Source organism: Nonomuraea sp. NPDC052265, from assembly GCF_044547985.1.
In the GTDB taxonomy this organism is placed as follows: Bacteria; Actinomycetota; Actinomycetes; order Streptosporangiales; family Streptosporangiaceae; genus Nonomuraea.
The window spans coordinates 1035225-1058534 of sequence record NZ_JBIUBJ010000001.1 but is presented as its reverse complement, the minus strand read 5'-3'; the positions used below and the strand labels follow the sequence as shown (position 1 = coordinate 1058534).

Genomic DNA, 23310 nt, shown 5'->3' with positions numbered 1-23310 from the left:
CTGCTGCACCTGGTCGACGACAAGATCCATGCCCGGTCGACCGGCCCGTACTCCATGATCACGCAGCAGCCGCTGGGTGGTAAGGCCCAGTTCGGCGGCCAGCGCTTCGGTGAGATGGAGGTGTGGGCGCTGGAGGCCTACGGCGCCGCCTACGCCCTGCAGGAGCTGCTGACCATCAAGTCCGACGACGTGCTGGGCCGGGTGAAGGTCTACGAGGCGATCGTCAAGGGCGAGAACATCCCCGAGCCGGGCATTCCGGAGTCCTTCAAGGTCCTCATCAAGGAAATGCAGTCGCTGTGCCTGAACGTCGAGGTGCTCTCCAGCGACGGCATGTCCATCGAGATGCGCGACACCGACGAGGACGTCTTCCGCGCGGCGGAGGAACTCGGTATCGATCTGTCCCGGCGTGAGCCGAGCAGCGTGGAAGAAGTCTGAGGGGGAGATCGCAAATGCTAGACGTCAACTTCTTCGACGAGCTCAGGATCGGTCTTGCGACCGCCGACGACATCCGTCAGTGGTCGCACGGCGAGGTCAAGAAGCCCGAGACCATCAACTACCGGACTCTCAAGCCGGAAAAGGACGGACTCTTCTGCGAGAAGATCTTCGGCCCGACCCGCGACTGGGAGTGCTACTGCGGCAAGTACAAGCGCGTCCGGTTCAAGGGCATCATCTGTGAGCGCTGCGGCGTCGAGGTGACCCGGGCCAAGGTGCGTCGTGAGCGGATGGGCCACATCGAGCTGGCCGCGCCCGTCACGCACATCTGGTACTTCAAGGGCGTGCCGTCGCGCCTCGGCTACCTGCTCGACCTGGCCCCGAAGGACCTGGAGAAGGTCATCTACTTCGCGGCGTACATGATCACGCAGGTCGACACCGACATGCGTGAGCGTGACCTGCCCTCGCTGGAGGCGAAGATCTCCGTCGAGCGGCAGCACATCGAGCAGCGCCGTGACGCCGACGTCGAGGCCAGGCAGAAGAAGCTCGAGTCCGACCTGGCCGAGCTGGAGGCCGCCGGCGCCAAGGGCGACCAGCGGCGCAAGGTCCGCGAGGGCGCCGAGCGCGAGATGCGCCAGCTCCGCGACCGTGCCCAGCGCGAGCTGGACCGGCTCGACGAGGTCTGGAGCCGCTTCAAGAACCTCAAGGTCCAGGACCTTGAGGGCGACGAGCTGCTCTACCGCGAGATGCGCGACCGCTTCGGCCGCTACTTCAAGGGCGGCATGGGCGCGCAGGCGATCCAGGACCGCCTGATCAGCTTCGACCTCGACGCCGAGGCCGAGAACCTGCGCGAGACCATCCGCAGCGGCAAGGGCCAGAAGAAGGCCCGCGCCCTCAAGCGGCTCAAGGTCGTGTCGGCGTTCCTGAACACGACCAACTCGCCGCGCGGCATGGTGCTCGACTGCATCCCGGTCATCCCGCCGGACCTGCGCCCGATGGTGCAGCTCGACGGTGGCCGGTTCGCGACCTCCGACCTCAACGACCTGTACCGCCGGGTCATCAACCGGAACAACCGCCTCAAGCGTCTGCTCGACCTCGGCGCGCCCGAGATCATCGTGAACAACGAGAAGCGGATGCTCCAGGAGGCCGTCGACGCGCTGTTCGACAACGGCCGTCGCGGTCGTCCGGTGACCGGCCCCGGCAACCGGCCGCTGAAGTCCCTCAGCGACATGCTGAAGGGCAAGCAGGGTCGTTTCCGCCAGAACCTGCTGGGCAAGCGAGTCGACTACTCCGGCCGTTCGGTCATCGTCGTCGGCCCGCAGCTCAAGCTGCACCAGTGCGGTCTGCCCAAGCAGATGGCGCTGGAGCTGTTCAAGCCGTTCGTGATGAAGAGGCTCGTGGACCTCAACCACGCGCAGAACATCAAGTCGGCCAAGCGGATGGTCGAGCGCGCCCGCCCTGTCGTGTGGGACGTGCTCGAAGAGGTCATCACCGAGCACCCGGTGCTGCTCAACCGCGCTCCGACGCTCCACCGTCTGGGCATCCAGGCGTTCGAGCCGCAGCTGGTCGAGGGCAAGGCCATCCAGATCCACCCGCTCGTCTGCACCGCCTTCAACGCGGACTTCGACGGCGACCAGATGGCCGTGCACCTGCCGCTGTCGGCTGAGGCCCAGGCCGAGGCACGCATCCTGATGCTCTCGACCAACAACATCCTCAAGCCGGCCGACGGCAAGCCCGTGACGATGCCCACCCAGGACATGGTCATCGGCCTCTACTGGCTGACCACCCACAAGGAGGGCGCGATCGGCGAGGGCCGTGTGTTCGGCTCGATCGCCGAGGCGCAGATGGCCTTCGACCGCCGCGAGCTGGAGATCCAGGCGAAGATCCAGATCCGGGTCAAGGACGTCCTGCCGCCGCGCGACTGGGTCGCTCCGGAGGGCTGGGAGCAGGGTGACCCGATCCGGCTGGAGACGACGTTCGGGCGGTGCCTGTTCAACCAGACGCTCCCCGAGAGCTACCCGTTCGTCAACTTCCAGGTGGGCAAGAAGCAGCTGTCCACGATCGTGAACGAGCTGGCCGACACCTACCCCAAGGTCGAGGTCGCCAACTCGCTCGACGCGCTCAAGGACGCGGGCTTCCGCTGGGCGACCCGCTCCGGCGTCACGATCTCGATCGAGGACGTCGTCGCGCCGCCGAACAAGACCGACATCATGGAGAACTACGAGCGCCGGGCCGACAAGGTCCAGCGCGAGTACGAGCGTGGTCTGATCACCGACGAGGAGCGCCGTCAGGAGCTCATCGAGATCTGGACCCACGCCACGGCCGACGTCGAGACCGACATGGTCAACGCCTTCCCGGCGACCAACCCGGTCTGGATGATGGTCAACTCGGGCGCCCGTGGTAACAAGATGCAGGTCCGGCAGATCGCCGGTATCCGTGGCCTGGTGTCCAACACCAAGGGTGAGACGATCCCGCGGCCGATCAAGGCCTCCTTCCGTGAGGGCCTGTCGGTTCTGGAGTACTTCATCTCCACCCACGGTCAGCGGAAGGGTCTGGCCGACACCGCCCTGCGTACCGCCGACTCGGGTTACCTGACCCGTCGTCTGGTGGACGTCGCCCAGGACGTCATCGTCCGCGAGATCGACTGCGGCACCGACCGCGCGGTCCCGCTGCACGTCGGCGATCGCGACGCGTCGGGCAACCTGGTCAAGGCGGAGAACGCCGAGTCCAACGTGCACGGCCGCATCATGGCCGAGGACGTCGAGGTCGACGGCAAGGTCATCGTCCCGGCGGGTGTCGACATCAACGACATCCACGTGACGAAGCTGGTCGAGGCCGGCGTCGAGACCGTCCGCACCCGCAGCGCGCTCGTCTGCGAGGCCAAGATCGGTGTCTGCGCGACCTGCTACGGCCGCTCGCTGGCCACCGGCAAGCTCGTGGACGTCGGCGAGGCGGTCGGCATCATCGCCGCCCAGTCGATCGGTGAGCCCGGCACGCAGCTGACGATGCGTACGTTCCACACCGGTGGTGTGGCCGGCGCCGACATCACCCACGGTCTGCCCCGTGTCACGGAGCTGTTCGAGGCGCGCATCCCCAAGGGTGTCGCCCCGATCTCCGAGGCCGAGGGCCGGGCCCGGATCGACGAGACCGACAAGACCAGGAAGATCGTCATCACCCCCGACGACGGTTCGGAGGAGATCGCCTACCCGGTCTCGATGCGTTCGCGCCTGCTCGTCCAGGACGGTCAGCGCGTGACGGTCGGCCATCAGCTGATCGCCGGTGCGGTCAACCCCAACGAGGTGCTGCGCATCCTCGGCCCGCGGGCCGTGCAGCTGCACCTGGTGGCCGAGGTCCAGCAGGTCTACCGGTCGCAGGGTGTGTCGATCCACGACAAGCACATCGAGATCATCGTGCGGCAGATGCTCAAGCGCGTGAACGTGCTGGAGTCCGGTGACACCGACCTGCTGCCCGGCGAGCTGGTGGAGCGTCCGCGCTTCGAGCAGATGAACCGCGAGACGGTGGCCGAGAGCGGCTCGCCGGCCGCGGGCCGTCCGGTGCTCATGGGCATCACGAAGGCGTCGCTGGCCACCGAGTCGTGGCTGTCGGCGGCCTCCTTCCAGGAGACGACCAGGGTGCTGACGGACGCGGCGATCCACGCCAAGTCCGACTCGCTGCTGGGCCTGAAGGAGAACGTCATCATCGGTAAGCTCATCCCGGCCGGTACGGGCATGCCCCAGTACCGCAACATCCGGGTCGAGCCGACCGAGGAGGCCAAGGCGGCCATGTACACCGTCGGCGGTTACGACGGTTCGGCGGCCGACTACACCTTCGGCACGGGCAGCGGCGAGGCCGTCCCGCTGGAGGAGTACGACTTCGGTCAGTACAACCGATAGCAGTTCGCAGGCGACGCGCCCGGGTCTCTTCCGAGAGGCCCGGGCGCGTCGTTTTCCGGCCGTACGCGCTGCCGTAGACGGCCACAGGCGCTCTCAGGGGCCTGGGGTGGTCCGGGGCCGAGGGTCCGCCGCCACGACGGCCTGTGGGCCGGTTGCGGGGCTCCGTGGCGAATCGGCACACGTCGGTCCCCAGTACGGGTATCATTGCCGCGGCGCTTCGGATGGGCTGGATGAGACAGGCCCCGGTGGCACGGAGCGGCGAGGCCGACAGGCGTTGCCGTGCCGTTTTGACGTGTCGGCTGGGCCTGGGTAGTCTTGAGCATCGTGCCCGTCTCTAGCGGGCTTTCGGCTGTGCGCTCACATCCATAGGGAGAGCGTCGGCTGGACTCTCAGGCTCGCAAGTCTCCGTGGCTGTGTCTGTGTGAATAGCGCGACACGCCCGACCGCGGGGGCGCCGAGACGAGGAAAAACAGCAGGTCATGACACCGGCAGAACCTGCGAAAAGCAACACCCAATGACGTAACACCGGCCAAGGCACGAAACGGAGTGGCAGTGCCCACTATTCAGCAGTTGGTCCGCAAGGGCCGGCAGGACAAGGTCTCCAAGACCAAGACTCCTGCCCTCAAGGGGAGTCCGCAGCGGCGCGGTGTGTGCCAGCGCGTTTACACCACCACCCCCAAGAAGCCCAACTCGGCACTGCGTAAGGTGGCCCGCGTTCGGCTCACGAACGGCATCGAGGTCACGGCTTACATCCCCGGTGTGGGCCACAACCTGCAGGAGCACTCCATCGTGCTCGTGCGTGGCGGTCGTGTGAAGGACCTGCCTGGTGTTCGCTACAAGATCATCCGCGGTTCGCTGGACACTCAGGGTGTCCGCAACCGCAAGCAGGCCCGCAGCCGCTACGGCGCGAAGAAGGAGAAGAGCTAACAATGCCTCGTAAGGGTTCTCCTGGCCGTCGTCAGCTCATGTCTGACCCGGTTTACAGCTCGCCGCTGGTGACCGCTCTGATCAACAAGGTGCTCCTGGACGGCAAGCGTTCCATCGCGCAGTCGATCGTGTACGGCGCCCTCGAAGGTTGCAGGGAGAAGACGGGCAACGACCCGGTCGTCACCCTCAAGCGCGCGCTTGACAACGTCAAGCCGACCCTCGAGGTCCGCAGCCGCCGTGTCGGTGGCGCGACGTACCAGGTGCCGGTCGAGGTGCGCGCCGCGCGCAGCACCACCCTGGCCCTGCGCTGGCTGGTGCAGTACTCCCGTGCCCGCCGCGAGAAGACCATGACCGAGCGCCTCATGAACGAGCTCCTCGACGCCAGCAACGGCCTCGGAGCGAGTGTCAAGAAGCGCGAGGACACCCACAAGATGGCCGAGTCCAACAAGGCCTTCGCCCACTACCGCTGGTAACCCGGCGGGTTCGACGAGACGACGAGGACGCGAGTTAAAGTGGCCGCTACGACCGCTCTTGACCTGGCCAAGGTCCGCAACATCGGGATCATGGCCCACATCGACGCGGGCAAGACCACCACGACCGAGCGCATCCTGTTCTACACCGGTATCAACTACAAGATCGGTGAAGTCCACGAGGGCGCTGCCACCATGGACTGGATGGAGCAGGAGCAGGAGCGCGGCATCACGATCACGTCTGCCGCGACGACCTGTGAGTGGACCGGTCACACCATCAACATCATCGACACTCCGGGTCACGTCGACTTCACCATCGAAGTGGAGCGCTCGCTCCGCGTCCTCGACGGTGCCGTCGCCGTGTTCGACGGTGTCGCCGGTGTCGAGCCGCAGTCGGAGACGGTGTGGCGGCAGGCCGACCGCTACGAGGTCCCGCGCATCTGCTTCGTGAACAAGATGGACCGTGTCGGCGCGGAGTTCCACCGCTGCGTCGAGATGATGGTCAGCCGCCTGGGCGCGACCCCCGCTGTGATCCAGCTTCCGTGGGGTGTCGAGGCCGACTTCAAGGGCGTCATCGACCTCATCACGATGAAGGGGCTCATCTGGAGCGCCGAGGCGGCCAAGGGCGAGATGTACGACACCGTCGACATCCCGGCCGACCACGCCGACGCCGCCCGCGAGTGGCGTGACCGCCTCATCGAGACGGTCGCCGAGAACGACGACGAGCTGATGGAGCTCTTCCTGGAGGGCACCGAGCCCACCGAGGAGCAGCTGGTCGCGGCCATCCGCCGCGCCACGCTGAGCAGCTCCATCAACCCGGTGCTGTGCGGCACCGCGTTCAAGAACAAGGGCGTCCAGCCCCTGCTCGACGCGATCGTCGCCTACCTCCCCGCCCCGACCGACATCCCGGCGTTCAAGGGTTACGCGGTCGGCAACGAGGAGAAGGTGATCGAGCGTCACGCGGACCCGACCGAGCCGTTCTCCGCGCTGGCCTTCAAGATCGCCAGCGACCCGCACCTGGGCAAGCTCACCTACATCCGCATCTACTCCGGCACCCTCGACACCGGTTCACAGGTCGTGAACTCGGTGAAGGGCAAGAAGGAGCGGATCGGCAAGATCTACCAGATGCACGCCAACAAGCGCGAAGAGCGCCCGCAGGCGATCGCCGGTCAGATCGTCGCCGTCATGGGTCTGAAGGACACCACGACCGGCGACACCCTTGCCGACCCGTCGAACCCGGTCGTGCTCGAGTCGATGACGTTCCCGGCTCCGGTCATCAACGTCGCCATCGAGCCCAAGACCAAGGGCGACCAGGAGAAGCTGTCCACCGCCATTCAGCGGCTGGCCGAGGAGGACCCGTCCTTCCAGGTCCGTCGTGACGAGGAGACCGGTCAGACGGTCATCTGGGGCATGGGCGAGCTTCACCTGGAGATCCTCGTCGACCGTATGCGTCGTGAGTTCAAGGTCGAGGCCAACGTGGGCCGCCCGCAGGTGGCCTACCGCGAGACCATCCGCCGCAAGGTGGAGAAGGTCGACTACACCCACAAGAAGCAGACCGGTGGTTCCGGTCAGTTCGCGCGGGTGATCATCGACCTGGAGCCGCTGGGCGAGGGCAACGACGGCTACGAGTTCCAGAACAAGGTCTCGGGTGGCCGCGTCCCGAGGGAGTACATCCCCTCGGTCGACGCCGGCGCCCAGGAGGCCGCCGAGTTCGGCGTGCTGGCCGGTTACCCGATGGTGGGCGTGAAGGTTACGCTGACCGACGGTGCCGCCCACGACGTCGACTCCTCGGAAATGGCGTTCAAGATCGCTGGCTCGATGGCCTTCAAGGAGGCCGCGCGCAAGGCGGACGCCGTTCTTCTCGAGCCGATGATGGCCGTCGAGGTCACCACGCCCGAGGACTACATGGGTGACGTCATCGGTGACCTCAACGGTCGCCGCGGGCAGATCCAGGCGATGGACGAGCGGGCCGGCGCCCGAGTCGTCCAGGCGCTCGTGCCGCTGTCTGAGATGTTCGGCTACGTGGGTGACCTGCGTAGCAAGACGCAGGGGCGCGCGAGCTACAGCATGCAGTTCGACTCCTACTCGGAGGTGCCCCCGGGCATCGCCAAGGAGATCGTCGCGAAGGCCCGGGGCGAATAGTTCCGGTCCCTGGTGGGGTGGTGCGAGCCACCCCACCGCCTAGGGGTCTGGGATTCCCCGGGCCCGAGTGTGCAGACGAAAGTCAGTCAGATTCTCAAGGAGAGAACCAGTGGGCAAGGCCAAGTTCGAGCGGACCAAGCCGCACATGAACATCGGCACCATTGGACACATCGACCACGGCAAGACCACGCTGACCGCGGCGATCACCAAGGTGCTTCACGACCGTTACCCCGAGCTCAACAAGGCGACCCCGTTCGACAAGATCGACAAGGCGCCCGAGGAGAAGGCTCGTGGTATCACGATCTCCATCGCGCACGTCGAGTACCAGACCGAGAAGCGTCACTACGCTCACGTTGACTGCCCCGGTCACGCCGACTACGTGAAGAACATGATCACCGGTGCCGCTCAGATGGACGGCGCGATCCTCGTGGTCGCCGCCACCGACGGCCCGATGCCGCAGACGAAGGAGCACGTCCTCCTGGCCCGCCAGGTCGGCGTCCCCTACATCGTCGTGGCGCTGAACAAGGCCGACATGGTCGACGACGAGGAGATCCTCGAGCTCGTCGAGCTGGAGGTCCGTGAGCTCCTGTCCGCGCAGGAGTTCCCCGGCGACGACCTGCCCGTCGTCCGCGTCTCGGCTCTCAAGGCTCTTGAGGGTGACGAGAAGTGGGCCGACAGCATCATCGAGCTGATGAACGCGGTGGACGAGAACGTCCCCGAGCCTCCCCGTGACACGGAGAAGCCGTTCCTCATGCCGGTCGAGGACGTCTTCTCGATCACCGGTCGCGGCACCGTCGTCACCGGTCGTATCGAGCGCGGCATCGTCAAGGTCAACGAGCAGGTCGACATCATCGGCATCAAGCCGGAGAAGACGACCACCACCGTCACCAGCATCGAGATGTTCAACAAGATGCTCGACGAGGGTCACGCCGGTGACAACGCCGCTCTGCTGCTCCGCGGCATCAAGCGCGACGACGTCGAGCGCGGCCAGTGCATCATCAAGCCGGGCACGACGACCCCGCACACCGAGTTCACCGGCCAGGTCTACATCCTGTCCAAGGACGAGGGCGGCCGCCACACGCCGTTCTTCAACAACTACCGCCCGCAGTTCTACTTCCGTACGACTGACGTGACCGGTGTTGTGAACCTCCCCGAGGGCACCGAGATGGTCATGCCGGGCGACAACACCGAAATGCGCGTTGAGCTGATCCAGCCCATCGCCATGGAGGAAGGCCTCAAGTTCGCGATCCGTGAGGGTGGCCGCACCGTCGGCGCCGGCCGGGTCGTGAAGATCATCAAGTAGCTCGACCGTCGGGGTGGCGGTCGGCCCCGCACTTCAGGGCCGACCGCCGCACCACGTCAAGGGCCTCGCGTAAAGCGCCGTGATCCAGCAGTCGCTTCGGCCATAGTGACCGAAGTAACTGCCGGATCACGGAAGAAAAGACAGATCAACAGTGTCTGTCTCGTGGGGTTACGCAGGGTCATACCTGCACCAGCACAGCGGCACAAGGCCGCACGATACTTTTTCAGACGACAGCGAAGGACACCGAGGCCACTATGGCGGGACAGAAGATCCGCATCCGGCTTAAGGCCTATGACCACGAGGTCATCGATAGCTCGGCCAAGAAGATCGTCGAGACGGTGACGCGGACTGGCGCGAAGGTCGCGGGCCCGGTGCCGCTGCCGACCGAGAAGAACGTGTACTGCGTCATCCGCTCGCCGCACAAGTACAAGGACAGCCGCGAGCACTTCGAGATGCGCACGCACAAGCGGCTGATTGACATCATCGACCCGACCCCCAAGACGGTTGACTCGCTCATGCGGCTCGACCTCCCCGCGGGTGTCGACATTTCGATCAAGCTCTGAGGGAACGCACTGACATGGCTAAGACGATCAAGGGCGTCCTGGGCAAGAAGCTCGGCATGACCCAGGTCTTCGACGCGGACAACCGGATGGTTCCGGTGACCGTGGTCGAGGCCGGTCCGTGCGTGGTGACCCGGGTCCGCACCGCAGAGAAGGACGGCTACTCCGCCGTTCAGCTCGGCTTCGGGCAGGTCGACCCCCGGAAGGTCAACAAGCCGCTCGGCGACTACCTGCGTAAGCACGACATCACCCCGCGCCGTTACTTCGCGGAGATCCGCACCGACGACGCGAGCGACTACACCCTGGGCCAGGAGCTGCTGGCCGACACCTTCGAGGCCGGCCAGTTCGTCGATGTGACGGGCAAGAGCAAGGGCAAGGGCTTCGCCGGTGTCATGAAGCGGCACGGCTTCGCTGGTCTGGGCGCGTCGCACGGTACGCAGCGCAAGCACCGCTCGCCGGGTTCCATCGGTGGCTGCGCCACCCCGGGCCGCGTATTCAAGGGCCTGCGCATGGCTGGTCGGATGGGTAACGTCCGCACCACTGTGCAGAGCCTCAAGGTTCACTCCGTGGACGCCGAGAAGGGCCTCATCCTGATCAAGGGTGCGATCCCCGGCGCTAACGGCAGCCTGGTCCTCGTCCGCACCGCTGCCAAGAAGGGGGCTGCGAAGTGAGCACCACTATTGACGTCCTCGACGCCAGCGGCGCCAAGGCCGGCACCGTCGAACTGCCCGAAGACGTCTTCGGCACGACGGTCAACGTTCCGCTGATCCACCAGGTGGTCGTGGCCCAGCTCGCCGCTCGCCGGCAGGGCACCCACAAGGCCAAGACCCGTGGTGAGGTCCGCGGTGGCGGCAAGAAGCCGTACCGCCAGAAGGGCACCGGCCGCGCCCGTCAGGGCTCGACCCGCGCGCCGCAGTTCGCCGGCGGTGGCGTCGTCCACGGGCCCGTGCCGCGTGACTACTCGCAGCGCACGCCCAAGAAGATGAAGGCCGCCGCGCTCCGCGGCGCGCTGTCCGACAGGGCCGGTGGCGGTCGCGTCCACGTGGTCAGCACGCTGGTCACGGGGGAGACCCCCAAGACCAAGGCTGCCCTTGAGGCCCTGCGCAAGATCACTCAGGCTTCCCGCGTGCTCGTCGTCGTCGACGAGGCCGACGAGCTGACCTGGATGAGCCTGCGTAACGCTCCCGAGGTCCACCTGCTGGACGCCGGGCAGCTCAACACCTACGACGTGCTCGTGCACGACGACGTGGTCTTCACCCAGGAGGCGTACGACCAGGTCGTCGCGCGGCTGAGCCAGGGCGGGAAGGAAGACGCCTGATGGAGAAGATCGCCGACCCGCGCGACATCATCATCAAGCCGGTCGTCTCTGAGAAGAGCTACGGCCTGATCGATGAGAACAACAAGTACACGTTCCTGGTGAAGAAGACCGCGAACAAGACCCAGGTCAAGATCGCTGTTGAGCAGATCTTCGGGGTCAAGGTCACCAGCGTGAACACCATCAACCGGACGGGCAAGCGCAAGCGCACCCGCACCGGTTTCGGCAAGCGTCCCGACACCAAGCGCGCCATCGTGAGCCTGGTCGAGGGCGATCGGATCGACATCTTCGGTCAGATCGGCTAGCAGCGCCATAGATAGGAAGCGGGCCGAAAGGTCTGCGAGGGACGAGACCGTCGCATTTCGGTGCGGCGGGCTCGCCTATGTAACCGACGAAGGATGAACGAAAAAGATGGGCATCCGTAAGTACAAGCCGACGACTCCGGGTCGCCGCGGGTCGAGTGTCTCGGACTTCTCCGAGATCACCCGCAGCACGCCTGAGAAGTCGTTGCTTGCGCCCCTTCACAGCAAGGGCGGCCGAAACGTACACGGCCGGGTGACCGCTCGCCACCAGGGCGGCGGACACAAGCGCGCCTACCGGATCATCGACTTCCGTAGGCATGACAAGGACGGCATCCCGGCGAAGGTCGCTCACATCGAGTACGACCCCAACCGCACCGCCAACATCGCTCTGCTCCACTACGCCGACGGTGAGAAGCGCTACATCATCGCGCCGACCGGCCTCAAGCAGGGCGACCGAATCGAGAACGGCCCCGCTGCCGACATCAAGCCGGGCAACTGCCTGCCGCTGCGCAACATCCCGACCGGTACCTTCATCCACGCGGTGGAGCTCCGTCCGGGCGGCGGCGCGAAGCTCGGTCGTTCCGCGGGCGCCCAGATCCAGCTGCTCGCTAAGGAAGGCCAGTACGCCACCCTGCGTATGCCGTCCGGTGAAATGCGCATGGTCGACGTGCGCTGCCGGGCGTCTGTGGGCCAGGTCGGCAACGCCGAGCAGGCCAACATCAACTGGGGCAAGGCCGGCCGTATGCGGTGGAAGGGCAAGCGCCCGACCGTCCGCGGTGTCGCCATGAACCCCGTTGACCACCCGCACGGTGGTGGTGAGGGCAAGACCTCCGGCGGTCGCCACCCGGTGAACCCCAAGGGTAAGCCCGAGGGCCGCACCCGCCAGGCCAACAAGTCCAGCGACCGGCTGATCATCCGTCGTCGGAGCAAGAGGAAGAAGCGGTAGGAGCAGCCGAAATGCCACGTAGCCTTAAGAAGGGTCCCTTCGTGGACGACCACCTTCAGAAGAAGGTGGACGCCCAGAACGAGAAGGGCACCAAGAACGTCATCAAGACGTGGTCGCGGCGCTCCATGATCGTTCCCGACATGCTCGGGCACACGATCGCCGTGCACGACGGCCGCAAGCACGTCCCGGTGTTCGTCACCGAGTCGATGATCGGTCACAAGCTCGGAGAGTTCGCCCCCACGCGGACGTTCCGCAGCCACGTCAAGGAAGACCGGCGCAGCCGGCGATAGACGCCTTCAGAAGCATTTAGAGGAGTAAGCGATGGAAGCCAGGGCTCAGGCGCGGTTCGTCCGTGTCACGCCCCTCAAGGCCCGCCGCGTGGTGGACCTTATTCGCGGGCTGCCCGCTTCGGAGGCGCAGGCCGTGCTGCAGTTCGCTCCCCAGTCGGCGAGCGAGCCGATCTACAAGGTGCTCAGCAGCGCCATGGCGAACGCCGAGCACAACTTCAACCTCGACCCCAGCACGCTCGTCGTGAGCCGCGCCTGGGTCGACGAGGGCCCGACGCTGAAGCGGTTCCGCCCGCGTGCACAGGGTCGCGCCTATCGGATCAACAAGCGGACGAGCCACATCACCGTGATCGTGGAATCCCGCGAGCCGAAGGGAAGGACCCGATAGTGGGCCAGAAGGTTAACCCGCACGGGTTCCGCCTCGGCATCACGACCGACTTCAAGAGCCGGTGGTACGCCGACAAGCTGTACAAGTCGTACGTCGCCGAGGACGTGGCGATCCGCCGCATGCTGCAGAAGGGCATGGAGCGGGCCGGCATCTCCAAGGTCGAGATCGAGCGCACGACGGACCGCGTCCAGGTGGACATCCACACCGCGCGTCCCGGCATCGTGATCGGCCGCCGCGGCGCCGAGGCGGACCGGATCCGCGGCGACCTCGAGAAGCTGACCAAGAAGCAGGTCCAGCTCAACATCCTCGAGGTCAAGAACCCGGAGATCGACGCTCAGCTCGTCGCTCAGGGCGTCGCCGAGCAGCTGTCCAGCCGTGTCTCGTTCCGCCGCGCCATGCGCAAGGCGATGCAGTCGGCCATGAAGTCCGGCGCCAAGGGCATCCGTGTCCAGTGCGCCGGTCGTCTGGGCGGCGCCGAGATGTCGCGGTCGGAGTTCTACCGTGAGGGTCGCGTGCCGCTGCACACCCTTCGCGCGGACATCGACTACGGCTTCTACGAGGCCCGTACCACCTTCGGCCGCATCGGCGTGAAGGTCTGGATCTACAAGGGCGAGGCTCCGACCAGCCGCGCCGAGCGTGAGGCGGCTGCCGCCGGCGCTCGTGCCGGCCAGCGTCGCGAGCGTGACGACCGTCGCGGTGGCGGCGGCGAGCGTCCGCGTCGTGGCGGCGGTGACCGTCCGCGTCGTGGCGGCGGCCGTGGCGACCGCGCCCCCCGTACTGATTCGTCATCGGCGGCGCCCGCCGGCGCTGCCCCCGAGACCGGCCCGGCTGCGCAGCCGGGTGCTGAAGGGAGCTGACCATGCTGATCCCGCGCAGGGTCAAGCACCGCAAGCAGCACCGGCCTGACCGCAGCGGAGCCGCCAAGGGCGGCACCAGGGTCGTGTTCGGCGAGTTCGGCATTCAGGCGATTGAGCACTCCTACGTGACCAACCGCCAGATCGAGTCCGCTCGTATCGCCATGACCCGTCACATCCGCCGTGGCGGCAAGGTGTGGATCAACATCTACCCCGACCGTCCCCTCACCAAGAAGCCCGCCGAGACCCGCATGGGTTCCGGTAAGGGTTCGCCGGAGTGGTGGATCGCCAACGTCAAGCCCGGACGCGTGATGTTCGAGCTGTCCGGCGTGGCGGAGTCGGTCGCGCGTGAGGCCCTCACCAGGGCGATCCACAAGCTGCCGATGAAGTGCAAGATCGTTAAGCGTGAAGTGGGTGAGGCGTGATGGCTAAGGGCCTGACCGCCGGCGAGCTGCGAGTGGAGGACCAGGACACCCTGGTCCAGAAGCTCAAGGAGGCCAAGGAGGAGCTGTTCAACCTCCGCTTCCAGGCAGCGACCGGTCAGTTGGAGAGCCACGGGCGGCTGCGCGCCGTCCGCCGCGAGATCGCCCGTATCTACACCGTGATGCGCGAGCGTGAGCTTGGCATCGTCACGGTCGAGAAGGAGACGAGCGATGGCTGAGACCGAGACCACCGAGACCACCGAGACGAACGACTCGCGGCACTTCCGCAAGGTCCGTGAGGGCCTGGTCGTCAGCGACAAGATGGACAAGACCGTCGTCGTCGCCGTCGAGGACCGCGTCAAGCACCGTCTGTACGGCAAGGTCATCCGCCGTACGACCAAGTACAAGGCACACGACGAGGCCAACGCCTGCGGCGTCGGCGACCGCGTGCTGCTCATGGAGACCCGCCCCCTCTCCGCCACCAAGCGGTGGAGGGTCGTGGAGATCCTCGAGAAGGCCAAGTAAGCCTTTTCGGATATACCGCGCCTCGTGGGGGCCTCAGGGCCCCCATGACGGCGTCCAAGGACGCGAGGTCCTCCGGGCCTCGCGTCGCCTGCGGTGCGGCCCCTGCGTGGACTGTGGCCGTGGGAACAAGACAACGACAGGTTCCGCCAGGCTCAGCAATGAGAACCGGCGCGACTAACAGGAGTTCAACGTGATCCAGCAGGAGTCGCGGCTCAAGGTCGCCGACAACACTGGTGCGAAGGAAATCCTTTGCATCCGTGTTCTCGGTGGCTCGGGCCGACGCTACGCCGGTATCGGCGACATCATCGTCGCCACTGTCAAGGACGCGCTGCCGGGCAGCACGGGCGTCAAGAAGGGCGACGTGGTCAAGGCCGTCGTCGTCCGCACGGTCAAGGAGCGCCGCCGGCCCGACGGCTCCTACATCCGCTTCGACGAGAACGCCGCCGTCATCATCAAGGACAGCGGTGACCCTCGTGGCACTCGTATCTTCGGCCCGGTCGGCCGCGAGCTGCGCGACAAGAAGTTCATGCGCATCATCTCGCTCGCCCCGGAGGTGCTGTAATGCCGAAGCTGCATGTGAAGAAGGGTGACCTGGTCCAGGTCATCGCCGGCAAGGACAAGGGTGCCAAGGGTCACGTCATCGCCACGTACCCGCGCGAGGACCGCGTGGTGATCGAGGGCGTCAACATGATCAAGAAGCACACGAAGGAGACCCACCAGGGTCCGCGCGGCGCCAAGACCGGCGGCGTGCAGACCATGGAGGGCCCCATCCACGTGTCCAACGTGAAGAAGCTCAAGGACGAGAAGCCCGCCGACAAGAAGGCCGACAAGGCCGAGGAGACGGGTGAGGACAGCTGATGACCGCCACGACCACTGAGACCGAGCGCCCGACGCCGCGACTCAAGACGAAGTACCGCGAGGAGATCGCGGCCCAGCTTCGCGAGCAGTTCGGCATCGAGAACGTCATGCAGATCCCGGCCCTGACCAAGATCAAGGTCAACATGGGTGTCGGTGAGGCGGCTCGCGACTCCAAGCTCATCGAAGGCGCCGTACGCGACCTCACCGTGATCACCGGCCAGAAGCCGGCCGTCGTCCGGGCGCGCAAGTCCATCGCGCAGTTCAAGCTGCGTGAGGGCATGCCGATCGGTGCGCACGTCACGCTGCGCGGCGACCGCATGTGGGAGTTCCTCGACCGTCTGCTGGCGCTGGCGCTGCCCCGTATCCGGGACTTCCGCGGCCTGTCGCCGAAGCAGTTCGACGGCAACGGCAACTACACGTTCGGCCTGACCGAGCAGGTCATGTTCCACGAGGTCGACCAGGACAAGGTCGACCGGCCGCGGGGCATGGACATCACGGTCGTGACCACCGCGACGACCGACGACCAGGGCCGGGCGCTGCTGAAGCTCCTCGGCTTCCCCTTCAAGGAGGCCTGATCCAATGGCGAAGAAGTCGCTGATCGCCAAGGCGGGGCGCAAGCAGAAGTTCGAGGTTCGGGCCTACACCCGGTGCTCGCGTTGCGGTCGTCCGCGCGCCGTGTACCGCAAGTTCGGCCTGTGCCGCGTGTGCTTCCGCGAGATGGCGCACCGGGGCGAGCTGCCCGGCATCACCAAGTCGAGCTGGTAGATACCCTGGGGGGCGACCCTGAGTCGTCCCCCGGGACCCATGTTCAGAAGAAGACAGGACGCTCCGCGTCCATGACCGCGCCGAAGGTCCACCGGCAGAGCGCTGCTTGGCCGACTGGAAACCGCGGCGAGGAAGGCCACTGGCCATGACGATGACCGACCCGATCGCAGACATGCTGACGCGTCTGCGTAACGCGAACTCGGCGTACCACGAGAGCGTGTCGATGCCGTATTCAAAGATCAAGGCGCACATCGCCGAGATCCTCCAGCAGGAGGGTTACATCCAGTCCTGGGCCGTCGAAGACGCCAAGGTTGGAAAGAACCTCGTGGTGGAGCTCAAGTTCGGGCCTACCCGTGAGCGTTCGCTCGCGGGCCTGCGCCGGGTTTCCAAGCCCGGTCTGCGGGTTTATGCAAAGAAGGACAACCTGCCTCGAGTCCTGGGCGGTCTGGGCGTCGCGATCATCTCGACGTCCGCCGGTCTCATGACCGACAAGCAGGCCGGCAAGCGTGGCGTGGGCGGCGAAGTCCTCGCCTACGTCTGGTAGAGGGGAGGAATCACAGCATGTCGAGAATCGGACGGCTGCCCATCCCTGTGCCCAGTGGCGTAGACATCACGATCACCGGCCAGGATGTCCAGGTCAAGGGCCCGAAGGGCACGCTTTCTCACACGGTCGCGGACCCGATTACGGTCGGTCGTGACGACGACGGCGCCATCGCCGTCGCCCGGCCCAACGACGAGAACAAGGTCCGTGCCCTGCACGGCCTGTCCCGGACGCTGATCGCCAATATGGTGCAGGGCGTCACCCAGGGGTACACGAAGTCCCTGGAGATCGTCGGCGTCGGTTACCGCGTTCAGGCCAAGGGCCCGACGCAGCTGGAGTTCTCGCTGGGCTTCAGCCACCCGGTCATCGTCGACGCCCCCGAGGGCGTCACCTTCCGCGTCGAGAAGCCGACCCTGTTCCACGTGGACGGCATCGACAAGCAGAAGGTCGGCGAGATCGCGGCCAACATCCGCAAGTTGCGCAAGCCTGACCCGTACAAGGGCAAGGGCGTGCGTTACCAGGGCGAACAGATCCGCCGCAAGGTCGGAAAGGCTGGTAAGTAGGCATGGCTCCGAAGACTGCGTTCAGCAAGCACACGGCTGCCCGCACCGTCTCGCGGGCTCGCCGTCACCGCCGCGTCCGCAAGTTCGTCGTCGGTACGGCCGAGCGTCCGCGCCTGGTCGTCAACCGCTCGACCCGTCACATGTTCGTCCAGATCGTGGACGACACCGTCGGTCACACGCTGGTGAGCGCGTCCACCATGGACGCCTCGCTGCGCACCGTTGAGGCCGACAAGACGGAGAAGGCCAAGAAGGTCGGCGAGCTCCTCGCTCAGCGGGCCAAGGAAGCCGGGATCACCAAGGTCGTCTTCGACCGCGGTGGCAACCGCTACGCCGGTCGCATCGCGGCTCTGGCGGACAGCGCCCGCGAAGGCGGGCTGGAATTCTGATGGCAACTGAGAAGAGGAACCACTGATGGCTGCAGCTCCGCGTCGCGGTGGCGGCACCGGTGGCGAGCGGCGGGACCGTCGTGACGATCGCCGCGGTGGCGCCGCCGACAAGGGCGTCTCGTACATCGAGCGCGTAGTGAAGATCAACCGAGTGGCCAAGGTCGTGAAGGGTGGTCGTCGCTTCAGCTTCACCGCCCTCGTCATCGTCGGTGACGGCAACGGCCTGGTCGGCGTCGGTTACGGCAAGGCCAAGGAAGTGCCCGCGGCCATCGCCAAGGGTGTCGAAGAGGCGAAGAAGCACTTCTTCAAGGTGCCTCGCATCCAGGGCACCATCCCGCACACCGTGCAGGGTGAAGAGGCGGCTGGCGTCGTCTTCCTGCGTCCGGCCTCGGCCGGTACCGGCGTCATCGCCGGTGGCCCGGTGCGCGCGGTCCTGGAGTGCGCCGGCATCCATGACGTGCTGTCCAAGTCGCTCGGCTCGGACAACCCGATCAACATCGTGCACGCCACGGTGGCGGCTCTGAAGGGCCTGTCGCGCCCCGAGGAGATCGCCGCCCGTCGTGGCCTGCCGATCGAGGACGTGGCTCCGGCCCGGATGCTCAAGGCTCAGCGCGAGGGCATCGCCGAGGCCGCGGCCGCGAAGGCGGTGAGCTAGTCATGGCACGCCTGAAGATCACTCAGGTTCGCTCGAAGATCGGTGGCAAGCAGAACCAGCGTGACTCGCTGCGTTCGCTTGGCCTGAAGCGAATCGGCGATGTCGTCGTCAAGGAGGACCGTCCCGAGATTCGTGGGATGGTCTCCGTGGTGACGCACCTCGTCGTGGTGGAAGAGGTCGACTAGTCATGACTGACAAGGCTCCGCTCAAGATTCACGACCTGCGTCCCGCCCCGGGTGCCAACAAGGCCAAGGTCCGCAAGGGTCGTGGCGAGGCGTCCAAGGGCAAGACGGCCGGTCGCGGCACCAAGGGCAGCCACGCCCGTACCACGGTTCCCCTCGGCTTCGAGGGTGGCCAGGTGCCGCTGCAGAGGCGTCTGCCGAAGCTCAAGGGCTTCTCCAACGCGCTGTTCAAGACGACCTACCAGGTCGTCAACCTGGACAAGCTCGGCGAGCTGTTCCCCGAGGGTGGCGACGTCACCGTCGAGGCCCTGGTGGCCAAGGGCGCCGTTCGCAAGAACCAGCTCGTGAAGGTGCTCGGCACCGGCGAGATCTCCGTCGCTGTGAACGTTACGGCTCACGCCTTCTCGTCCGCCGCGAAGGAGAAGATCGCCGCCGCCGGTGGTTCCGTTACCGAGCTGTAGCTCCGCTATGACGAGGCGTGGGGGTTCCGACAATGGGCCCCCACGCCCTTAGTGCGTTAGAGTTCGGCGAGGCGGCAGGATTCTGTCCGGCTCGTTTGACTTGAGACTTGACATGGCAGATCCCCGCACCACCGCATACTCACATCGCCATAAAGGCGCGCAGGAGGGACCGTGCTGACCGCGTTTACCCGGGCGTTCCGGACACCGGACCTGCGCAAGAAGTTGCTCTTCACCCTGGGCATCATCGCGCTGTTCCGTCTCGGCTCGGTTCTTCCGACTCCGGGAGTTCACGTCCAGAACCTCGCGGCCTGTTTCGATCAGGCCCGTAACGGAGCCACCGGCAACATCTATGGGATGGTGCAGCTGTTCAGTGGTGGTGCGCTCCTGAAGCTGTCGGTGTTCGCGCTGGGCATTATGCCGTATATCACCGCGAGCATCATTCTCCAGCTGCTCGTCGTGGTGATTCCACGCCTTGAGGCTCTCAAGAAGGAAGGCCAGGCGGGTCAGGCCAAGATCACGCAGTATACGCGTTATCTGACCATCGGCCTCGGCATCCTCCAGTCGACCGCCTTCATCGCGCTCGCGCGTTCCGGTCAGCTGTTCCCCAACTGCCAGCAGAGCGTCCTGCGCAACCCCGACGACATCTTCGGCATCGTCACGATGGTCATCATCATGACGGCCGGCACGTCGGTGATCATGTGGCTCGGTGAGCTCATCACCGACCGCGGTGTCGGCAACGGCATGTCCATCCTGATCTTCACGCAGGTCGTCGCGGTCTTCCCGTCCGAGCTGACCAACATCTTCCGTGCGAACAAGTTCACCTTCGCGGTGGTCCTGATCGTCGGTGTCTTCATGATCGCGGCCGTGGTCTTCGTCGAGCAGGCGCAGCGCCGCATCCCGGTCCAGTACGCCAAGCGCATGGTGGGCCGCAGGATGTACGGCGGCACCTCGACGTACATCCCGCTCAAGGTCAACCAGGCCGGCATCATCCCGGTCATCTTCGCCTCGTCGCTGCTCTACCTGCCGCAGCTGCTGACCTCGCTCTTCCCGACGACGAACAACGCGGTCGTCCAGTGGATCTCCCAGTACCTGGTCAGAGGCGACCACCCGGTCTACATGGTCACGTTCTTCCTGCTGATCGTCTTCTTCACGTACTTCTATGTGTCGATTACGTTCAACCCCGCTGAAGTCGCCGACAACATGAAGAAGTACGGTGGGTTCATTCCGGGCATCCGTCCCGGCCGTCCGACGGCTGAATACCTGAACTTCGTGCTCACCCGTCTGACCGCGCCTGGCGCGCTCTATCTGGGTCTAATCTCCATGATCCCGATCGTCGCGCTTGCGGTGGCCGGGGCTAGCCAGAACTTCCCGTTCGGAGGGACGAGCATTCTGATCATGGTTGGTGTCGGCCTGGACACGGTGAAGCAGATCGAGAGCCAGCTGCAGCAGCGTAACTACGAAGGTTTCCTGCGGTAGTGCGTCTCGTTCTCGTCGGGCCCCCCGGAGCGGGTAAGGGGACACAGGCCCAGTACATCGCATCGAACCTGTCCATCCCGAAGATCTCGACAGGTGACATCTTCCGTGCCAACGTCTCGGGCGGCACGGACCTCGGCAAGCTGGCCAGAACCTACATGGACCGTGGCGACCTCGTGCCCGACGAGGTCACCATCGCCATGGTCCGCGACCGACTGTCCGAGGACGACGCGCAGGACGGGTTCCTGCTCGACGGCTTCCCGAGGAACGTCGCGCAGGCGGAGATCCTGCGCGACATGCTCAAGGACTGGGGTCTGGAGCTCGACCTGGTGCTGGAGCTGGTCGTCGACGACGACGAGGTCGTCCGGCGGCTGGCGGGGCGGCGTACGTGCAGTCAGTGCGGCCGCATCTGGCACGTGGAGTTCGACGACAAGAAGGACGACAAGTGCGACGCCTGCGGCGGCGCGCTGTTCCAGCGGGACGACGACAAGGAAGAGACCGTCAGGCACCGCCTGGAGGTCTACCAGGAGCAGACCGCGCCGCTGGTCTCGTACTACGTCGACGAGGACATCCTCGTGGGCGTCGACGCGACCGGGCCGGTCGAAGAGGTGACTCAGCGGGCAATGGAGGCGATCCGCCCGTTCCTGGGATGACGCCGGACACGATCTCCTGCGAAGGTGGCACGGATATCCGTGCCACCTTCCTTTTTTGGGTGCGGCTATTGTGGGGGAATTAGGGCTCCCACGAGGCCCGTCAGAAACCCCGGGGGGTGCCGAACAATGTTCAAGAGAAACCGACACGGAATCCAGATCAAGTCGCCCGAGCAGCTGGAGAAGATGCGGGCCGCCGGCCTGGTGGTCGGCCGGACGCTCGACCTGCTGAGGCGTTCCGTCGAACCGGGCATGACGCCGCTCGACCTCGACTCCATCGCCGAGAAGGCGATCAGGGACGAAGGCGCGATCCCGTCGTTCAAGGGTTACCAGGGTTTCCCCGCGACGATCTGCGCGTCCGTCAACGACGAAGTGGTGCACGGCATCCCCTCCGACGCCCGCAAGCTGCGCGAGGGCGACATCATCTCCATCGACTGCGGCGCGATCCTGGAGGGCTGGCACGGCGACTCCGCCGTCACGGTGCCGGTCGGCGAGGTCGACCCCAAGCTGACCGAGCTGATGCGGATCACCGAGGAGGCCATGTGGCGCGGCATCGCCGCGCTGAAGATCGGCCGCCACCTGTCCGACATCGGCTACGAGGTCGAGCGCTACGTCAAGTCGCAGGGCCGCTTCGGCATCCCTCCGGAGTACGGCGGCCACGGCATCGGCACCGAGATGCACATGGACCCGTGGATCGCCAACCACGGCAAGCCGGGCCGCGGCCCGCTGCTGGAGGAGGGCATGTGCCTGGCCATCGAGCCCATGGTGAACCTGGGTAACGAGCGCACGCGCGTGCTGTCCGACGACTGGACGGTGGTGACGATCGACGGGAAGGCGTCGGCGCACTTCGAACACAGCGTCGCGGTGACACATAATGGTCCTTGGGTGCTTACCGCCCTGGACGGCGGCGAAGAGCGCCTGAGTCACCTTCAGCTCTGACCCCCGGGAGTGGTGGAATGGCGAACAGCCCCGAGATGCGTGCCTCGGACGTCGACCGCGACCGGGTCGCCGCCATCCTCCGTGAGCACACCGCGCAGGGCCGCATCACGATGGACGAGTTCAACGAGCGGCTCGAAGAGCTCTACAAGAGCAAGACCTACGGCGACCTGGCCAAGCTGACGGCCGACCTGCCCGACGTCGACCTGCGCCACCGGCCCGCCAAGCCCGAGGCGGTGCCCGCGACGCGTGGCAGCCTCCATCCGGGCATGCGGGCGGCCTGGGGCGCCTGGGCCGCGGCCAGCGCCGTCAACTGGGTGATCTGGCTGATCGTGAGCGTCTCGACCGGCGACATGATCTACCCGTGGCCGCTGTGGGTGATGGGGCCGTGGGGCGCGATCCTGCTGATGAGCACGATCTTCGGGAACGGGCCGAAGCGCAACTAGCCCGCGGCCGTTTTGTGGCTTAATGCACTGTGTGTATTCCTCCGCAGTGCGTGACGGCGGTCGTTCCTAGCGTGAGCCGTGTCGGGAACACGACTCACGGAGGAATCAGATGCGCAGGATCTTCGCGGCCGCCGCCCTCGCCGGCTCGATCGCCGTCACCGGGCTCGCCGCCGCCCCAGCCGCCCAGGCGGCCTCGTCCGGCGGGTGGGGCACGTTCTACGCCGGCAACCACAAGGCGGACACCCACGGTCGCACGTACCGGTCGCACGGCAAGATCTACACTCACTGGTACGGCAGGGAGTCCACGCCGAAGTTCGGCTACGTGTGGTTCAGGTACTACGCGAACGGGAGCTGGCACCAGTTCTCCAGGAAGTGGGACGGGAGCCACGACGAGACCTGGTCCGGCCGGGGGATCAAGAAGATCTACACCTGGACCTGCTGGGGCGGCTCGTTCAATTACTGCGGCGACCGGCACCGCATCCACTAGGAACGCCTCACGGAAGGCCCGCCGATCTCCCGGCGGGCCTTCCGCCGCATGGTCGAAGGAGTAGGGGCCGTGGGGTAGACTCTTACATGGTTGTGTCAGGACACCTGGCACGCGTTTCGCGTTTTTGGCTCAGGTGTCGTA

31 protein-coding genes and 1 pseudogene are annotated in these 23310 nt (G+C 66.0%); all 32 read left to right on the top strand.

The window, feature by feature from the left end:
- Nucleotides 1-435, top strand: a pseudogene (locus ACIHAD_RS05015) (DNA-directed RNA polymerase subunit beta); the annotation flags it as partial.
- Between the two features lie 14 nt (nucleotides 436-449).
- Nucleotides 450-4325, top strand: a complete 3876-nt coding sequence (locus tag ACIHAD_RS05010) for a DNA-directed RNA polymerase subunit beta' (protein WP_397353012.1) — start codon at nucleotides 450-452, stop codon at nucleotides 4323-4325.
- Between the two features lie 552 nt (nucleotides 4326-4877).
- A complete protein-coding gene (gene rpsL / locus ACIHAD_RS05005; protein WP_020542315.1) occupies nucleotides 4878-5252 on the top strand; it encodes a 30S ribosomal protein S12 in 375 nt (124 codons plus the stop codon).
- A 2-nt stretch (nucleotides 5253-5254) separates the two neighbouring features.
- A complete protein-coding gene (gene rpsG, locus ACIHAD_RS05000) occupies nucleotides 5255-5725 on the top strand; it encodes a 30S ribosomal protein S7 (RefSeq protein WP_043623423.1) in 471 nt (156 codons plus the stop codon).
- A 90-nt stretch (nucleotides 5726-5815) separates the two neighbouring features.
- On the top strand, nucleotides 5816-7864 hold the full coding sequence (gene fusA / locus ACIHAD_RS04995) for an elongation factor G (protein WP_397353054.1): 2049 nt from the start codon (nucleotides 5816-5818) through the stop codon (nucleotides 7862-7864).
- A 109-nt stretch (nucleotides 7865-7973) separates the two neighbouring features.
- The gene (gene tuf / locus ACIHAD_RS04990; RefSeq protein WP_352362904.1) at nucleotides 7974-9167 is read left to right on the top strand and encodes an elongation factor Tu; all 1194 of its coding nucleotides are present in this window, start codon (nucleotides 7974-7976) and stop codon (nucleotides 9165-9167) included.
- Between the two features lie 254 nt (nucleotides 9168-9421).
- Complete coding sequence (gene rpsJ / locus ACIHAD_RS04985; protein WP_012887830.1) at nucleotides 9422-9730, top strand: 30S ribosomal protein S10; 309 nt, start codon at nucleotides 9422-9424, stop codon at nucleotides 9728-9730.
- Nucleotides 9731-9744: 14 nt separating this feature from the next.
- Nucleotides 9745-10398, top strand: coding sequence for a 50S ribosomal protein L3 (gene rplC / locus ACIHAD_RS04980; RefSeq protein WP_189652107.1), 654 nt, complete (start codon nucleotides 9745-9747; stop codon nucleotides 10396-10398).
- A complete protein-coding gene (rplD, locus tag ACIHAD_RS04975; RefSeq protein ID WP_397353011.1) occupies nucleotides 10395-11045 on the top strand; it encodes a 50S ribosomal protein L4 in 651 nt (216 codons plus the stop codon). The genes rplC and rplD overlap by 4 nt, the downstream gene beginning before the upstream one ends.
- Nucleotides 11045-11347, top strand: a complete 303-nt coding sequence (rplW, locus tag ACIHAD_RS04970; protein ID WP_352327250.1) for a 50S ribosomal protein L23 — start codon at nucleotides 11045-11047, stop codon at nucleotides 11345-11347. Before rplD ends, rplW begins: the two co-directional genes overlap by 1 nt.
- Before the next feature lie 106 nt (nucleotides 11348-11453).
- Nucleotides 11454-12290 carry a 50S ribosomal protein L2 gene (gene rplB / locus ACIHAD_RS04965; RefSeq protein ID WP_125644676.1) on the top strand — a complete coding sequence of 279 codons (837 nt, stop codon included), beginning with the start codon at nucleotides 11454-11456 and terminating at the stop codon, nucleotides 12288-12290.
- Nucleotides 12291-12301: 11 nt separating this feature from the next.
- On the top strand, nucleotides 12302-12580 hold the full coding sequence (gene rpsS / locus ACIHAD_RS04960; RefSeq protein ID WP_030451498.1) for a 30S ribosomal protein S19: 279 nt from the start codon (nucleotides 12302-12304) through the stop codon (nucleotides 12578-12580).
- A 31-nt stretch (nucleotides 12581-12611) separates the two neighbouring features.
- A complete protein-coding gene (gene rplV / locus ACIHAD_RS04955; RefSeq protein ID WP_080043235.1) occupies nucleotides 12612-12965 on the top strand; it encodes a 50S ribosomal protein L22 in 354 nt (117 codons plus the stop codon).
- Nucleotides 12965-13822, top strand: coding sequence for a 30S ribosomal protein S3 (gene rpsC, locus ACIHAD_RS04950; protein WP_397353010.1), 858 nt, complete (start codon nucleotides 12965-12967; stop codon nucleotides 13820-13822). The genes rplV and rpsC overlap by 1 nt, the downstream gene beginning before the upstream one ends.
- A gap of 2 nt (nucleotides 13823-13824) precedes the next feature.
- The gene (gene rplP / locus ACIHAD_RS04945) at nucleotides 13825-14244 is read left to right on the top strand and encodes a 50S ribosomal protein L16 (protein WP_106253402.1); all 420 of its coding nucleotides are present in this window, start codon (nucleotides 13825-13827) and stop codon (nucleotides 14242-14244) included.
- Nucleotides 14244-14480 (top strand): 50S ribosomal protein L29, encoded by a 237-nt coding sequence (gene rpmC, locus ACIHAD_RS04940; RefSeq protein WP_080047279.1) that lies wholly within the window; start codon nucleotides 14244-14246, stop codon nucleotides 14478-14480. Before rplP ends, rpmC begins: the two co-directional genes overlap by 1 nt.
- Complete coding sequence (rpsQ, locus tag ACIHAD_RS04935; protein WP_397353009.1) at nucleotides 14473-14766, top strand: 30S ribosomal protein S17; 294 nt, start codon at nucleotides 14473-14475, stop codon at nucleotides 14764-14766. Before rpmC ends, rpsQ begins: the two co-directional genes overlap by 8 nt.
- A 190-nt stretch (nucleotides 14767-14956) precedes the next feature.
- Entirely contained in the window at nucleotides 14957-15328 is a 372-nt protein-coding gene (gene rplN, locus ACIHAD_RS04930) for a 50S ribosomal protein L14 (protein WP_090769698.1), read from the top strand.
- Between the two features lie 8 nt (nucleotides 15329-15336).
- Nucleotides 15337-15624, top strand: a complete 288-nt coding sequence (rplX, locus tag ACIHAD_RS04925) for a 50S ribosomal protein L24 (protein WP_397353052.1) — start codon at nucleotides 15337-15339, stop codon at nucleotides 15622-15624.
- Nucleotides 15624-16199 carry a 50S ribosomal protein L5 gene (gene rplE, locus ACIHAD_RS04920; protein ID WP_397353008.1) on the top strand — a complete coding sequence of 192 codons (576 nt, stop codon included), beginning with the start codon at nucleotides 15624-15626 and terminating at the stop codon, nucleotides 16197-16199. The genes rplX and rplE overlap by 1 nt, the downstream gene beginning before the upstream one ends.
- Nucleotides 16200-16203: 4 nt before the next feature.
- Complete coding sequence (locus ACIHAD_RS04915) at nucleotides 16204-16389, top strand: type Z 30S ribosomal protein S14 (RefSeq protein WP_020542298.1); 186 nt, start codon at nucleotides 16204-16206, stop codon at nucleotides 16387-16389.
- Between the two features lie 145 nt (nucleotides 16390-16534).
- Nucleotides 16535-16933: a 30S ribosomal protein S8 gene (gene rpsH / locus ACIHAD_RS04910; RefSeq protein WP_125644666.1), complete on the top strand. Its 399-nt coding sequence runs from the start codon at nucleotides 16535-16537 to the stop codon at nucleotides 16931-16933.
- Nucleotides 16934-16950: 17 nt separating this feature from the next.
- Nucleotides 16951-17493 (top strand): 50S ribosomal protein L6, encoded by a 543-nt coding sequence (gene rplF / locus ACIHAD_RS04905; RefSeq protein WP_397353007.1) that lies wholly within the window; start codon nucleotides 16951-16953, stop codon nucleotides 17491-17493.
- 2 nt (nucleotides 17494-17495) lie between these two features.
- Nucleotides 17496-17879, top strand: a complete 384-nt coding sequence (gene rplR, locus ACIHAD_RS04900) for a 50S ribosomal protein L18 (RefSeq protein WP_397353005.1) — start codon at nucleotides 17496-17498, stop codon at nucleotides 17877-17879.
- Nucleotides 17880-17904: 25 nt separating this feature from the next.
- Nucleotides 17905-18534: a 30S ribosomal protein S5 gene (gene rpsE / locus ACIHAD_RS04895; protein WP_357705907.1), complete on the top strand. Its 630-nt coding sequence runs from the start codon at nucleotides 17905-17907 to the stop codon at nucleotides 18532-18534.
- A gap of 2 nt (nucleotides 18535-18536) precedes the next feature.
- The gene (rpmD, locus tag ACIHAD_RS04890) at nucleotides 18537-18719 is read left to right on the top strand and encodes a 50S ribosomal protein L30 (RefSeq protein WP_049572666.1); all 183 of its coding nucleotides are present in this window, start codon (nucleotides 18537-18539) and stop codon (nucleotides 18717-18719) included.
- 2 nt (nucleotides 18720-18721) lie between these two features.
- Entirely contained in the window at nucleotides 18722-19177 is a 456-nt protein-coding gene (gene rplO / locus ACIHAD_RS04885; RefSeq protein ID WP_397353004.1) for a 50S ribosomal protein L15, read from the top strand.
- 171 nt (nucleotides 19178-19348) lie between these two features.
- A complete protein-coding gene (gene secY, locus ACIHAD_RS04880) occupies nucleotides 19349-20653 on the top strand; it encodes a preprotein translocase subunit SecY (protein WP_397353003.1) in 1305 nt (434 codons plus the stop codon).
- The gene (locus tag ACIHAD_RS04875; RefSeq protein WP_397353002.1) at nucleotides 20653-21303 is read left to right on the top strand and encodes an adenylate kinase; all 651 of its coding nucleotides are present in this window, start codon (nucleotides 20653-20655) and stop codon (nucleotides 21301-21303) included. Before secY ends, ACIHAD_RS04875 begins: the two co-directional genes overlap by 1 nt.
- Nucleotides 21304-21429: 126 nt before the next feature.
- Nucleotides 21430-22239 carry a type I methionyl aminopeptidase gene (gene map / locus ACIHAD_RS04870; RefSeq protein WP_397353001.1) on the top strand — a complete coding sequence of 270 codons (810 nt, stop codon included), beginning with the start codon at nucleotides 21430-21432 and terminating at the stop codon, nucleotides 22237-22239.
- A gap of 17 nt (nucleotides 22240-22256) precedes the next feature.
- Nucleotides 22257-22682: a DUF1707 domain-containing protein gene (locus tag ACIHAD_RS04865; protein WP_397353000.1), complete on the top strand. Its 426-nt coding sequence runs from the start codon at nucleotides 22257-22259 to the stop codon at nucleotides 22680-22682.
- Nucleotides 22683-22791: 109 nt separating this feature from the next.
- Complete coding sequence (locus ACIHAD_RS04860) at nucleotides 22792-23169, top strand: hypothetical protein (protein ID WP_397352999.1); 378 nt, start codon at nucleotides 22792-22794, stop codon at nucleotides 23167-23169.
- Nucleotides 23170-23310: the final 141 nt, after the last annotated feature.

Coding starts and splice junctions, on each gene's coding strand:
- ACIHAD_RS05010 (WP_397353012.1), top strand. CDS start 450: ATGCTAGACGTCAACTTCTTCGACGAGCTCAGGATCGGTCTTGCGACC.
- rpsS (WP_030451498.1), top strand. CDS start 12,302: ATGCCACGTAGCCTTAAGAAGGGTCCCTTCGTGGACGACCACCTTCAG.
- rplR (WP_397353005.1), top strand. CDS start 17,496: ATGGCTCCGAAGACTGCGTTCAGCAAGCACACGGCTGCCCGCACCGTC.
- rpmC (WP_080047279.1), top strand. CDS start 14,244: ATGGCTAAGGGCCTGACCGCCGGCGAGCTGCGAGTGGAGGACCAGGAC.
- ACIHAD_RS04865 (WP_397353000.1), top strand. CDS start 22,257: ATGGCGAACAGCCCCGAGATGCGTGCCTCGGACGTCGACCGCGACCGG.
- rpsE (WP_357705907.1), top strand. CDS start 17,905: ATGGCTGCAGCTCCGCGTCGCGGTGGCGGCACCGGTGGCGAGCGGCGG.
- rpsH (WP_125644666.1), top strand. CDS start 16,535: ATGACGATGACCGACCCGATCGCAGACATGCTGACGCGTCTGCGTAAC.
- rplC (WP_189652107.1), top strand. CDS start 9,745: ATGGCTAAGACGATCAAGGGCGTCCTGGGCAAGAAGCTCGGCATGACC.
- rpsQ (WP_397353009.1), top strand. CDS start 14,473: ATGGCTGAGACCGAGACCACCGAGACCACCGAGACGAACGACTCGCGG.
- rpmD (WP_049572666.1), top strand. CDS start 18,537: ATGGCACGCCTGAAGATCACTCAGGTTCGCTCGAAGATCGGTGGCAAG.
- map (WP_397353001.1), top strand. CDS start 21,430: ATGTTCAAGAGAAACCGACACGGAATCCAGATCAAGTCGCCCGAGCAG.
- fusA (WP_397353054.1), top strand. CDS start 5,816: ATGGCCCACATCGACGCGGGCAAGACCACCACGACCGAGCGCATCCTG.
- ACIHAD_RS04915 (WP_020542298.1), top strand. CDS start 16,204: ATGGCGAAGAAGTCGCTGATCGCCAAGGCGGGGCGCAAGCAGAAGTTC.
- rplP (WP_106253402.1), top strand. CDS start 13,825: ATGCTGATCCCGCGCAGGGTCAAGCACCGCAAGCAGCACCGGCCTGAC.
- rplW (WP_352327250.1), top strand. CDS start 11,045: ATGGAGAAGATCGCCGACCCGCGCGACATCATCATCAAGCCGGTCGTC.
- ACIHAD_RS04860 (WP_397352999.1), top strand. CDS start 22,792: ATGCGCAGGATCTTCGCGGCCGCCGCCCTCGCCGGCTCGATCGCCGTC.
- rpsJ (WP_012887830.1), top strand. CDS start 9,422: ATGGCGGGACAGAAGATCCGCATCCGGCTTAAGGCCTATGACCACGAG.
- rplV (WP_080043235.1), top strand. CDS start 12,612: ATGGAAGCCAGGGCTCAGGCGCGGTTCGTCCGTGTCACGCCCCTCAAG.
- rplO (WP_397353004.1), top strand. CDS start 18,722: ATGACTGACAAGGCTCCGCTCAAGATTCACGACCTGCGTCCCGCCCCG.
- rplB (WP_125644676.1), top strand. CDS start 11,454: ATGGGCATCCGTAAGTACAAGCCGACGACTCCGGGTCGCCGCGGGTCG.
- rplE (WP_397353008.1), top strand. CDS start 15,624: ATGACCGCCACGACCACTGAGACCGAGCGCCCGACGCCGCGACTCAAG.
- rpsG (WP_043623423.1), top strand. CDS start 5,255: ATGCCTCGTAAGGGTTCTCCTGGCCGTCGTCAGCTCATGTCTGACCCG.
- rplF (WP_397353007.1), top strand. CDS start 16,951: ATGTCGAGAATCGGACGGCTGCCCATCCCTGTGCCCAGTGGCGTAGAC.